At 37.0% G+C, this 12667-nt stretch carries 8 protein-coding genes and 1 tRNA gene; 2 read left to right on the top strand and 7 right to left on the bottom strand.

The features are described 5' to 3' along the window. Nucleotide 1 precedes the first annotated feature (1 nt). The 3 genes from nrfD to F6U93_RS02395 form a co-directional block, all read right to left on the bottom strand. Nucleotides 2–1459 carry an NrfD/PsrC family molybdoenzyme membrane anchor subunit gene (gene nrfD / locus F6U93_RS02405; protein WP_150936473.1) on the bottom strand — a complete coding sequence of 486 codons (1458 nt, stop codon included), beginning with the start codon at nt 1457–1459 and terminating at the stop codon, nt 2–4. A gap of 27 nt (nt 1460–1486) precedes the next feature. Continuing rightward, nucleotides 1487–4603 carry a TAT-variant-translocated molybdopterin oxidoreductase gene (locus tag F6U93_RS02400; protein ID WP_150936471.1) on the bottom strand — a complete coding sequence of 1039 codons (3117 nt, stop codon included), beginning with the start codon at nt 4601–4603 and terminating at the stop codon, nt 1487–1489. Nucleotides 4604–4677: 74 nt separating this feature from the next. Then, entirely contained in the window at nt 4678–5970 is a 1293-nt protein-coding gene (locus F6U93_RS02395) for a c-type cytochrome (protein ID WP_150936469.1), read from the bottom strand. 229 nt (nt 5971–6199) lie between these two features. Between F6U93_RS02395 and F6U93_RS02390 the strand changes: the two genes are divergently transcribed. Next, nucleotides 6200–6568: an SPOR domain-containing protein gene (locus F6U93_RS02390; protein ID WP_225312510.1), complete on the top strand. Its 369-nt coding sequence runs from the start codon at nt 6200–6202 to the stop codon at nt 6566–6568. Between the two features lie 184 nt (nt 6569–6752). Here F6U93_RS02390 and infB read toward each other — a convergent pair whose 3' ends face one another. The 3 genes from infB to rimP form a co-directional block, all read right to left on the bottom strand. Continuing rightward, complete coding sequence (gene infB / locus F6U93_RS02385; protein WP_150936465.1) at nt 6753–9614, bottom strand: translation initiation factor IF-2; 2862 nt, start codon at nt 9612–9614, stop codon at nt 6753–6755. 82 nt (nt 9615–9696) lie between these two features. After that, entirely contained in the window at nt 9697–10929 is a 1233-nt protein-coding gene (gene nusA / locus F6U93_RS02380) for a transcription termination factor NusA (RefSeq protein ID WP_150936462.1), read from the bottom strand. A 12-nt stretch (nt 10930–10941) separates the two neighbouring features. After that, nucleotides 10942–11403: a ribosome assembly cofactor RimP gene (gene rimP / locus F6U93_RS02375; protein ID WP_150936460.1), complete on the bottom strand. Its 462-nt coding sequence runs from the start codon at nt 11401–11403 to the stop codon at nt 10942–10944. Between the two features lie 216 nt (nt 11404–11619). Here rimP and F6U93_RS02370 point away from each other — a divergent pair, with 216 nt between their 5' ends. After that, nucleotides 11620–12450 carry a universal stress protein gene (locus F6U93_RS02370; RefSeq protein WP_150936458.1) on the top strand — a complete coding sequence of 277 codons (831 nt, stop codon included), beginning with the start codon at nt 11620–11622 and terminating at the stop codon, nt 12448–12450. 52 nt (nt 12451–12502) lie between these two features. Here the strand turns inward: F6U93_RS02370 and F6U93_RS02365 are convergent. After that, nucleotides 12503–12575, bottom strand: a tRNA-Gln gene (locus tag F6U93_RS02365). Nucleotides 12576–12667: the final 92 nt, after the last annotated feature.

The raw sequence follows: 12667 nt of genomic DNA, 5'->3' as shown, positions 1-12667 counted from the left end.
GCTACTTTAAGTTTTTTGGTTCTTGATTAATCGGTCCTGAAGTTCTTGGATCTGCACCAGTTCCAGATAAACTTTGTCCGCTTTCTCTTAATTTCTTGTACTTGTCACCAGAAGATTTTAAGATGGTCTTAACCTCTGCTTGTGCAATTACTGGGAACGTTCTTGAATACAATAAGAAAAGTACAAAGAAGAATCCTATCGTTCCAATGAAAATTCCAATATCAACAAATGTAGGTGAGAACATCGTCCATGATGATGGCAAGTAATCTCTATGTAACGAGGTTACAATAATTACAAAACGCTCAAACCACATCCCTACGTTTACAACAATAGATATAAAGAAAGAGAACATGATACTCGTTCTTAATTTCTTGAACCACATAAATTGCGGAGAGAATACGTTACAAGACATCATCATCCAGTATGCCCAAGCATAAGGACCTGTTGCTCTATTTAAGAAAGCGTATTGTTCATACTCTACTCCAGAGTACCATGCAACAAACAACTCTGTAATATAAGCCACACCAACTATAGAACCTGTAATCATAATTACAATGTTCATTAATTCGATATGTTGTACTGTAATATAATCTTCAAGGTTACATACTTTTCTCATGATAATAAGTAAAGTATTTACCATTGCAAATCCTGAGAATACCGCACCAGCTACGAAGTATGGTGGGAATATCGTTGTATGCCAACCTGGTATTACCGATGTGGCGAAATCAAAAGATACAATCGTGTGTACAGAAAGTACTAAAGGTGTTGCTAAACCAGCAAGCACTAATGATACTTCTTCAAAACGTTGCCAATCTTTAGCACGACCAGACCAACCAAAACTTAATAAAGCATAAATTTTCTTTTGGAAAGGTTTAATGGCGCGATCTCTCAACATAGCAAAATCAGGTAATAATCCTGTCCACCAGAATACTAATGATACCGATAAATAAGTTGAAATCGCAAATACATCCCAAAGTAATGGTGAGTTAAAGTTAACCCATAATGATCCGAATTGATTTGGAATTGGTAATACCCAATATCCTAACCATGGACGACCCATGTGAATTAAAGGGAACAAACCTGCTTGCATAACTGCGAAAATCGTCATGGCTTCTGCCGAACGGTTAATTGCCATTCTCCATTTCTGACGGAATAATAAGAGTACCGCCGAAATCAGGGTTCCTGCGTGACCAATACCTACCCACCAAACGAAGTTGGTAATATCCCAGGCCCATCCAACAGTCTTGTTAAGACCCCAGACACCAATACCTGTAGTAATGGTATAAATAATACATCCAACTCCCCAAAGGAACGCTACAAGTGAGATACCAAAAACTATCCACCATTGTTTATTTGCTGTTCCTTCTACAGGTCTAGCCACATCCACAGTAACGTCGTGGTATGATTTTTCGCCTGTAACTAAAGGTCTTCTAATAGGTGCTTCGTAATGAGACGCCATAATTATATAATTGTTCTTTAATTAGATTTATGCTTCCGTTGTATTTCTCACTTTTGTTTGATACTGTACGTTAGGTTTTGTTCCTACGTGCTCTAACAAGTGATACATACGATTATCTTCTAAAGTTTTTGCAACTTTACTTTCTTTATCATTGATATCTCCAAATACCATGGCGCCACTGCTACAAGCTGCAGAACATGCTGTTTGGAATTCACCATCCTTAATAACTCGTCCGTCACGCTTAGCGTCAAGAATCGTTTTCTGTGTCATTTGAATACACATAGAACATTTCTCCATTACCCCACGAGAACGCACTACAACATCTGGGTTTAAAACCATACGTCCTAGATCATCATTCATGTGATAATCAAACTCATCATTCTCATTGTATAAGAACCAGTTGAAACGACGTACTTTATACGGACAGTTGTTTGCACAGTATCTTGTACCTACACAACGGTTATAAGCCATGTGATTCTGACCTTGACGACTGTGTGATGTTGCTGCCACAGGACAAACCGTTTCACAAGGTGCATGGTTACAGTGTTGACACATTACCGCTTGGAAAGCTACTTGAGGATTATCAGAAGGGTGTTCCATTTCACCGAAACCACCTAAAGAACCTTTATCTCCAAATAACCCTGAGAACTCATCCTTTTTAATGTTATCGCCTTCAAAGGTTTCATCAGAAGAATAGTATCTATCAATACGCAACCAGTGCATATCTCTACTCTTTCTTACTTCTTCTTTACCAACTACAGGAACATTGTTTTCAGCATGACATGCAATCACACAAGCTCCACATCCTGTACAAGCATTTAAGTCAATAGATAAGTTGAAGTGATGTCCAACTGAACGATCAAATTCATCCCATAAATCAACCTCTGGAGACGTTACTGGAGTTTCTTCGTGATTTAAAGATACTACAGGAACCGCATTCCAATGTGCTTTATCTTTCGTGTTGAATATCTCTAAAGTCGTTTCTTTAATGATATCTCCACGTCCCATTAATGTATTATGAAGCTGAACACAAGCAAATTCATGCTCACTTGAAGCAGCTTCAACAGTTACATTTTGAGTTGTATTAAAATTGTGATATAATGCAAAAGCATTAACACCTGTTTGCATTTCTTCTTTTAAACCAGCTGTTCTACCATATCCAAATGATAAACCAACAGACCCTTGAGCCTGACCTGGTTGAATTAATACCGGTGCTTTTATAGTCACCCCATTTACAGTAACATTAGCATAACTACCGTTTAAACCACCATCTGCAACGTGTCTATTCTTTAAACCTAATGCTTCAGCATCAGCTTTTGAAACCGTTAAATAGTTATCCCAAGAGACTCTTGAAATAGGATCAGGGAATTCTTGTAACCATGGGTTGTTAGCTTGTTGACCATCACCCATTCCGGTTTTTGTATATAAACTTAATTCTAGTCCTTTTGATTTGGCAGAAGCTACTAAAGCTTGAGCTGCACCAGAAAAAGCGGTTTGTGTAGTTTCAGTTGCTTCATCAACCGGAGCTTCTTCAGCTACTTCTTCTACAACAGAAGAATTCACAAAGAACCCATCGTGTAAAGCTTTGTTATAAGAAGCACCACCTAGAATACTTTCATTCCAAGTTGATTTGATATAATCGCTATAAGACGCCGAACTTCCTGTCCACGCTAATAGAGCATCTTGGAATTGTTTCGTATCAAATAACGGACGAATCGCAGGTTGCGTTAAACTATATTGTCCCGTCTTAATTTCAACATCACCCCAAGACTCTAAGTAATGTGGTGCTGCTGCTAAGTATTGTACTTGTGACGAGGTTTCATCTTCCTTCATTGAGAAGGCAACAGTCAATTGTGTTTTCTTTAAACCTTCAGCAAAATCAGCTGCATTGGCTAAAGTATATAATGGGTTCACACCACTCATGATGATTGCACCAACTTGACCTGCCTTCATATCAGCAATCAATTTAGCAACATCATTAGCATTACCTTGTTTTGTTTTAATAACCACTTCTGGCTTAAAAGCCTTACTCGCTAAATAAGCGTTAAGTTCTAAAACCGTCGTTTGAGCATTCACATCTTGAATACCTGTAACTACAACGCCATTACTTCCAGCCTTTTTAAGTTGAACAGCAGCAGCTTTAACCGCAGCTTCAACGTGCTCAGGTAAACCTTTAATAGAAACATTGTTTCCAGTTACTAAACTATATAATTTTGCAAGAGCTAATTTTTGTTGATTTGGTGTTACAGGAACACGTTTATCAGCATTAGCACCAGAAAGTGACATGTTCGATTCAAATTGAATATGACGTGACATTTTTCCGTTAGCAGGAATTCTATTTTTAGCATAAGCCGCATCAAATCCGCCACCTTGCCAATCCCCTAAGAAATCAGCACCAACAGAAACGATAGTCATCGCTTGACTAAAATCATAATCAGCTAAACCACGTTTGTTGTATTTCTTTTGGAAAGCTTGAACTGCAGCAAATTCAGAAACCGCATCATAAACCACATGATTTACATTGCCATAAGCTTCTTTAAATTCTGCAACCAATTTATCAGTTGAAGGACTGGCATAAGTTTGTGTTAATAATACAATAGACTTACCAGACGTTTTTACGCTATCTAAAGCTTTCGTTGTTTCTGCATTAAAATTACTCCAAGAAATAGAAGCACCATCTTTTTTAGGTCTTTGTACTCTTAGACTGTCATACAAACCTAAAACTGATGCATTAACTCTTGCATTCGCACTACCATGACTAGGTGCCATAGTATTGTTTTCAATTTTTATTGGACGACCTTCACGTGTTTTCACTAAAACACTAGCAAAATCAAAACCATCTGCAATTGTAGTTGCATAGTAGTTTGCCACACCAGGAATAATCTCTGTTGGTTGTACAACATAAGGAATCGCTTTTTTAACAGGACCCTCACAAGCCGCTAAAGAAGCAGCTGCCGTACTAAAACCTACATATTTTAAGAAATCACGACGTGTTGTAGAACTAGCCTCTAACGCATCTTTATCTCCTAAAAACTCATCAGTAGGAATTTCTGCTACAAACTCGTTTTGTTTAAGCGTCTCAACAATAGAGCTATTTTCGTTTAGCTCTTCAACACTTTTCCAGTATTTCTTGTTTGATGACATATTATATAATTGAATTACTTCTTATTATTATTAATTTGTGTTTTCCGCTTTCCCGGAAAGAAAAAGGCGCTAGCCTAGTAGTGACATTTACCACATTCTAAACCACCCATTTCAGCAGCCGTTAAAGTCTCTACACCGTACTTCTTAGACAACTCAGCGTGGATTTTCTCGTAATACGCATTATCCTTCACATCTACATCAGTATCTCTGTGACAGTTCACACACCACCCCATAGTTAAAGGAGCATGTTGATAAACAACTTCCATTTCCTGAACAGGACCGTGACATGTTTGACATTCAACTCCCGCAACAGTGACGTGTTGTGAGTGGTTAAAGTATGCAAAGTCAGGTAAGTTATGAATACGCACCCATTTTACTGGACTCGACTCACCTGTATATTTCTGATCGGCATCACTCCATCCCGCAGCCTTGTATAATTTTTGGATTTCTCCGTCGTAGAATTCTTTTGAATGCTCAGCAGTAGTTTCTCCGTTGTATTCGTAAACTGATTTGTGACAGTTCATACAAACGTTTAACGATGGAATTCCCGATGTTTTACTCACTCTAGCAGAAGAGTGACAGTACTTACAATCAATACCGTTGTCACCCGCGTGAATTTTGTGTGAGAAATGAATTGGCTGAACTGGCTGGTATCCTTGATCAACACCTACCTGCATCATATAACCAAAAGCGAAATACGCACTAGTAAGCAAGAAGAAGATCGTCACAACAATCATTAAAAATTGATTTTGTAAAAATGCCTTCCACAATGGTGTTCCACCAGTTTCAGTATCTAACTCGATATTTTGAGCATCAGCAAAACGACGTAAAGTTTTATTAACTAAATACAGACCAATTGCAAGCAACATGAACAATATTGCAAGAGCGCCTAAAATAAGCTCATTTGAAATACCATCTGAAGCACCTGCAGCAGCGGCAGGACCAACACCCGCAGCCGGAACTGGAGCAGCTTTCTTCTCTTCAGCCGTATACGCTAAGATATTGTTTATATCCTCATCAGATAACTGAGGAAAGGCGGTCATTGCTGCACCACCATATTCGTTGTAAACTTTGTTTGCGTATGAATCACCAGACTTAATCATACCTGAACTGTTACGAATCCAAGAATGAAGCCAGTCACGATCTAAACCTTCAGCATCAGCTAAACGTGTTTCAACATGACGTAAGGCTGGCCCTGTCATTTTTTTATCCAATTGATGACAAGCAGCACAATTGGCATTAAATAAAGATTTCCCTTTTGCTGCATCGCCTTCTTGAGCTGAAAGCGAGCTTGTAAACGCTAATAATACAATTAAGCTTAAACGAAGAAAGTTTCTACTTAATTTACGGTGAATCACCTTTCTCATATTGTTGGTTAAATTAACTTCTTAACTTTTGGTATGACTTTTGTCATTTTATAAACAAAAACCATAGCTATAAAATCTCTCGCAAAAGTAATATTTAAACTCGATTACCAAAATACTAAAGAACCGTTAACAGTTAATTTAGAGGGATTCTAAATAATAAATTTAGCTACTTTTAAGTTTAATAAATTTACATTTGTACAAACACTTTAGAAATATGATTTCAACACGCATGAAAACTACCGCAACCCTTACGCTATGCCTTTTATTTACAACCTTTTACAGTAGCGCACAAGAAGGACAGGTTACCATAAATCAAGATAAAAATATTGCATCTTTACTTGAATTGAAAAAAAACATGAACAACGAAGACGTTGATCGTTACAAAATTCAGATCTATAATGGCAACCGAAAAGGGGCATATGAAGCTAAAAGTGAATTCAGCTCAGTGTTTTCTGACTGGAGCCCAAGCATACATTTTGAGCAACCTAATTTTAAAATATGGGTGGGTAATTTTAGAACACGATTGGAAGCAGATCGCGCTTTAAAAAGAATCAAGAAAGAATTTTCTAGTGCGTTTATTTTCAAACCTAAGCGATAGAAATTCAGCCAATAATAAGCAAAAAAGAGGTTTAGAATTCTATTCTAAACCTCTTTTTTTTTGACTAATCTTATGGCGCTATGTGGAGCTCAAACCAGCTTTCATCTTATCTTAAGTTATACCATAAAAAAAGCTGCCCCAATTATGAGACAGCTTTTATATTTTAAGATAAGTAATTAATAAATTACTTCAACTTTTTCTTAACTTCTACTTCATGGAAGGCTTCAATAACATCACCTTCTTGAATATCATTGTAGTTCTTAACTTGCATACCACAATCGTATCCTTTAGACACTTCTCTAACATCATCTTTAAATCGTTTTAACGAAGCCAATTCACCTGTGTAAACGACCACACCATCACGTATTAAACGAATGCCTGCATTTCTAAGGATTTTACCGTTTGTAACCATACAACCAGCAATTGATCCGATTTTAGATACTTTAAAGATTTCTCTAATTTCAGCGGTACCAAGAATCTCTTCTTTAAGCTCTGGAGATAACATCCCTTCCATAGCATCTTTAAGATCATTGATCGCATCGTAGATAATAGAGTATGTTCTGATGTCGATTTCTTCTTTATCAGCAATCATTCTAGCATTTCCAACAGGACGTACGTTAAATCCAACGATAATCGCATCAGAAGCCGATGCTAATAATACATCACTTTCAGTAATGGCACCTACACCTTTATGTAAGATATTCACTTGAATTTCTTCAGTAGATAATTTCTGGAAAGAATCAGTTAATGCTTCCACAGAACCATCCACATCACCTTTAAGGATGATATTTAATTCTTGGAAATCACCAAGGGCGATACGACGACCAATTTCATCAAGTGTAATATGACGTTGTGTTCTAACAGACTGCTCACGTTGTAATTGTGCACGTTTAGATGCAATTTGTTTGGCTTCACGCTCATCTTCAAAGACATTAAACTTATCACCCGCTTGTGGTGCACCGTCTAAACCTAAAATAGATACTGGCGTTGAAGGTCCAGCAGCAATCACATCATTTCCACGCTCATCATGCATGGCTTTAACTTTACCACTGTGTTGACCCGCTAATACGTAATCACCAACTTTAAGCGTACCTGCTTGAACTAAAATCGTTGACACATATCCACGACCTTTATCTAAGTAAGCTTCAACAACTGTTCCTTGTGCTATTTTATTCGGATTCGCTTTAAGCTCTAATAATTCCGCTTCAAGCAATACTTTTTCTAGTAATTCTTTAACCCCTGTTCCTACTTTAGCCGAAATATCATGAGATTGAATTTTACCACCCCAATCTTCAACTAAAAGGTTCATTTGCGCTAAACCATCTTTAATCTTTTCTGGATTAGCATCTGGTTTATCAATTTTATTGATTGCAAAAACAATAGGCACTCCTGCAGCTTGCGCATGGGAAATTGCTTCTTTTGTTTGTGGCATAATCGCATCATCAGCCGCAGCAACAATAATAGCGATATCGGTAACTTGAGCACCACGAGCACGCATCGCTGTAAAGGCCTCGTGACCTGGTGTATCTAAAAACGCAATTTTTTGTCCGTTTTCTAACTTTACACCATAAGCACCAATATGCTGTGTAATACCACCAGACTCACCTGCAATTACATTCTCCTTACGGATGTAATCTAAAAGCGATGTTTTACCGTGATCAACGTGTCCCATTACTGTTACAATAGGTGCACGTGTTTCTAAATCTTCTGGTTTATCTTCTACTTCTTCAATTGATTCTTCAATATCTGCAGTAACGAATTCAACTTGATAACCGAATTCATCAGCAACAATAGATAAAGTTTCTGCATCTAGACGTTGGTTCATGGTAACCATCATACCAAGCGACATACATGCTGAGATAATTTGAGTCACACTCACATCCATCATAGTAGCCATTTCACTAGCCGTAACAAATTCTGTTACTTTAATGATTTTGCTTTCCGCTGCTTCGATCTGTTGATCGATTTCAGACTGCTCTCTATGTTTATCTCTCTTATCTCTTCTATTTTTGGCACCACGACCTTTGTTAGATTTCCCTTGAAGTTTTTCAAGTGTTTCTCTAACTTGTTTTTTAACATCTTCTTCAGAAGGCTCTTCTTTTACAATGTTGCGTCTGCCTTGTCCTGGACCTCCTGGTTTTCCTTTGAAACGATCGTTTCCTCCAGATCTTCCTCCAGGGCGGTTTTGACCTCCAGTATTTGGAGCTCCAGCCTTACTAATACGACGACGCTTTTTTCTAGCATCACCAGGCTTAGAATCTGTTTTCTTCTCTACCTTCTTCTTAGGCTTATTAAACTGCGATAAATCAATTTTATCACCAGCAATTTTAGGCCCAGTAAGTTTTTGGTATTGTGTTTTAACACGTTCCTCAACAACAGGATTTCCTTCGTCATCTACTTTACCAGATGCTTCTGGTTTAGAGGCGCTTTCAGCTTTCGTTTCTTGTGGCTTTGCAGGCGCAGGCGTTTCCTTTTTAGGAGCTTCTGGCTTAGCTGGCGCTTCCTTCTTAGACTCTACCTCTACCTTTTTATCAGCAACTGGTTTTAAACCAATTTTAGGTGCTTGCGCTTTAATCACCTCAGGAGCTTTTTCAGCTTCAGGTTTCTTTTCAGCTACAGGCTCAGGTTTAGCAGGAGTCTCTTTTTTCTCAGCAACAGGCTTCTCTTCAACCTTCTTTTTAGGATCTAAGTCGATTTTTCCAACCTGCTTTGGTCCTGAAAGAGCATTTGAAGCTTTTATAACCTCTTCTTGTTTAGCTTTCTCTATGGCTTCTTGAGCTTTCTGCTTCGCTTCCAATTCTTTTTCACGCTTAATACGTAAATCTTCCTTTTCCTTTAGCTTAGCTTCACTAACTTCTTGCGATCTCACCTTTTTATTTGCATCTGTCTCAAAACCATCTGAAAGAATCTTATAAGTTTCCTCAGAAATTTTGGTAGTTGGACGCTTCTCTATTTCCACGCCTTTAGAATCTAAAAATTCTACAGCACGGTCTAGAGAGATGTTAAGCTCGCGTAATACTTTATTTAATCTAATTGTTTCAGCCATAAATCGCCTTTAATAATACTCAAATATATGCATTATACCTGTTAAGGCATAACAAACGTGCAAATCTGCACATTAATTTTTACTAGTCCTCAAATTCTTCTCTTAGAATTCGAATCACATCGTTTATCGTTTCCTCCTCTAAATCGGTTCTTTTTACAAGATCATTAAGATCTTGTTCAAGAATACTCTTAGCGGTATCCAATCCTGCTTTACTAAATTCATCAATGATCCATCCTTCGATTTCATCACTAAATTCACTTAACTCCACATCTTCTTCTGCGCCTTCTCTAAACACATCAATTTCGAAACCAGTTAATTGACCAGCCAAACGGATGTTATGACCGCCACGACCAATTGCTTTACTTACTTCTTCTGGTTTTAAAATAACCTCAGCACGTTTTGTTTCTTCATCAATTTTTACTGAAGTTACTCTTGCTGGGCTTAATGCTCTAGTGATAAATAATGATAAATTACTAGTGTAATTGATCACATCAATATTTTCATTTCCTAGTTCACGAACAATACCGTGAATTCTAGAACCTTTCATACCAACACAAGCTCCTACCGGGTCAATTCTATCATCATAAGAATCAACAGCTACTTTTGCTTTTTCACCAGGAATTCTCACAACGTTTTTAATGGTGATTAAACCATCAAAAACCTCAGGAATTTCTTGTTCGAATAATTTCTCTAAGAACACTGGAGAACTTCTTGACATAATAATGGTAGGTTTAGCACCTTTAAGCTCAACACTATCAATAACCCCTCTTACATTATCTCCTTTTCTGAAGAAATCTGAAGGTATTTGTTTGTCTTTAGGCAATACGATTTCGTTTCCTTCATCATCTAATAAGATGACTGCTCTATGACGAATGTGGTGTACTTCCGCTGTATAGATATCGCCTACTAAATCTTTAAATTGCTTATAAATTATAGTATTATCGTGTTCATGAATTTTCGAAATTAAGTTCTGACGTAATGCTAAAATAGCACGTCTTCCCAAATCGATAAGCTTCACTTCTTCAGAAACATCTTCTCCAACCTCAAAATCAGGTTCAATTTTACGAGCTTCGGTTAATGAAATCTCTTGATTAGGCTCTTCAACCTCACCATCGGCTACGACAACTCTATTTCTCCAAATTTCTAAATCACCTTTATCTGGATTTACAATAATATCAAAATTATCATCATCACCAAATTTCTTTTTCAAGGCGCTTCTAAACACATCCTCTAAAATGGCCATCAACGTAACTCTGTCAATTAGCTTATCGTCCTTGAATTCTGAAAAAGATTCAATTAACGCGATATTTTCCATAACTCTTTTAAATTAAAATTTAATCATAACTTTTGCTTCTACAATTTCTTTATAAGGAATATGCGCTTCCTTTTGCACAGTCACCTTGCCTTTTCCTACTGGTTTTGGCTCTCTGGCTTTCCATGTTAAGGTAATCGCATCTTCAGCAGCTTCAGTAAGCGTACCTTCCACTTCTCCTTTACTGGTTTTCACCTTAAGGTTTCTGTTGAGATTTTTTTTATACTGACGGTTATGCGTCAACGGTGACGCTGCACCGGCCGACATCACTTCCAACGAAAAATCTTCTTCCTCACGGTCTAAGTCCGCTTCAATAGCACGACTAATAAAAATGCAGTCTTCTACTAAAACACCTTCATCACCATCAATAATCACTTTAATGTGATTATCACTATTAATTGAAAAATCAATAAGAAACAAGTCTGGTCTTTCAACCAAAGCTGCATCTAATAATTCTGTAACTTTCTTTTTAAACATTTTTAGTATAAAAAGAGGGGACTTTACGTCCCCTCATATCCTTAATTTCGCTTTTCAACGGTGCAAATATACAATATTATATTGATTTTTAAAGGAATATTTCATATTTTAGAGCTAACATTTTTATGGAATCTTAAAAAATTCACACAAAACCAACCGATCCATTTACTTTGATTTAAAATTGAATCTAAAGTCGAATTAAAAAACACTCAGATTATGAACAAAATTTTAGTACCTACGGATTTTTCAACACAGGCTGAAAACGCTTTAAAAGTAGCTGTTCAGCTCGCAAAGAAACATGGCTGCAAAATACATTTACTGCATATTTTAGATCTCCCTATGCATCATGTTGACCCTGTAAATGCCACAAGTTTTTCATCAGGACCAGAAGCGCTTTTCTTTATGAAATTAGCCAAGAAACGATTTGACGACCTCTTAAAGAAAGATTTCCTTAAAGATTTAGAAGTTTTCAGTGCGGTAAACTTCCAAGAGATTTACTCAGGTATTGCTGATGAATGTGAAAAACACAATATCGACCTTATCATCATGGGCTCTAATGGCTCGAGTGGCTTGGAAGAAATTCTAGTTGGCAGCAATACCGAAAAAGTAGTCAGACATTCTAAAGTCCCTGTGCTTACTATCAAAAAAGAACACACTAATTTTGAAATAAACAACATGGTTTTTGCTTCAGATTTCACCGAAGAAAACCTACAAGCTTTTGAAAAAGCTTCAAAATTTGCGCAATTATGGGATGCAAAAATGCACCTGCTTTACGTGAACACCCCAAACCGGTTTGTTACTAGTAAAAAAGCCGAAGCTCAAATTGAAAAATTCACAAACGCTGCTAACTTTAGTAATTATAGCAAGAACATCTATAATGATGAGACTATTGAAAAAGGCATTATAAATTTTAGCTATAATATTGATGCTGATTTAATCGCAATGAGTACACACGGCAGAAAAGGTATTTCAAACTTCTTTAACGGTAGTATTAGTGAAGATTTAGTCAATCACGCATTACGACCAGTCCTAACTTTTAAGTTATAACAAGAAAGCCTTATAAATAAAAAAAGTCTTCCAAAATTGGAAGACTTTTTTGTTGGCCTACTAGGGCTCGAACCTAGACTCTTTGGTACCAAAAACCAACGTGTTGCCAGTTACACCATAGGCCATTCGTGTAATGAGGGTGCAAATTTAGAATAAAGTTTGAGTTCTGCAAACATTTTTTTGAAATTTTTTTTCAAAAAACTTAAGCTTCCCATAA

Origin of the sequence: Pseudotamlana haliotis, from assembly GCF_008806375.1 — a bacterium.
In the GTDB taxonomy this organism is placed as follows: Bacteria; Bacteroidota; Bacteroidia; order Flavobacteriales; family Flavobacteriaceae; genus Pseudotamlana; species Pseudotamlana haliotis.
The sequence above is the reverse complement of the archived record's forward strand: the minus strand, read 5'-3'. Positions and strand labels throughout refer to the sequence as shown.

What these genes read in the sequence shown, in the direction of transcription:
- infB (WP_150936465.1), bottom strand. Translation starts at nt 9,614, where the DNA reads ATGGCTGAAACAATTAGATTAAATAAAGTATTACGCGAGCTTAACATC.
- nrfD (WP_150936473.1), bottom strand. Translation starts at nt 1,459, where the DNA reads ATGGCGTCTCATTACGAAGCACCTATTAGAAGACCTTTAGTTACAGGC.
- rimP (WP_150936460.1), bottom strand. Translation starts at nt 11,403, where the DNA reads ATGTTTAAAAAGAAAGTTACAGAATTATTAGATGCAGCTTTGGTTGAA.
- F6U93_RS02400 (WP_150936471.1), bottom strand. Translation starts at nt 4,603, where the DNA reads ATGTCATCAAACAAGAAATACTGGAAAAGTGTTGAAGAGCTAAACGAA.
- F6U93_RS02395 (WP_150936469.1), bottom strand. Translation starts at nt 5,970, where the DNA reads ATGAGAAAGGTGATTCACCGTAAATTAAGTAGAAACTTTCTTCGTTTA.
- nusA (WP_150936462.1), bottom strand. Translation starts at nt 10,929, where the DNA reads ATGGAAAATATCGCGTTAATTGAATCTTTTTCAGAATTCAAGGACGAT.
- F6U93_RS02390 (WP_225312510.1), top strand. Translation starts at nt 6,200, where the DNA reads ATGAAAACTACCGCAACCCTTACGCTATGCCTTTTATTTACAACCTTT.
- F6U93_RS02370 (WP_150936458.1), top strand. Translation starts at nt 11,620, where the DNA reads ATGAACAAAATTTTAGTACCTACGGATTTTTCAACACAGGCTGAAAAC.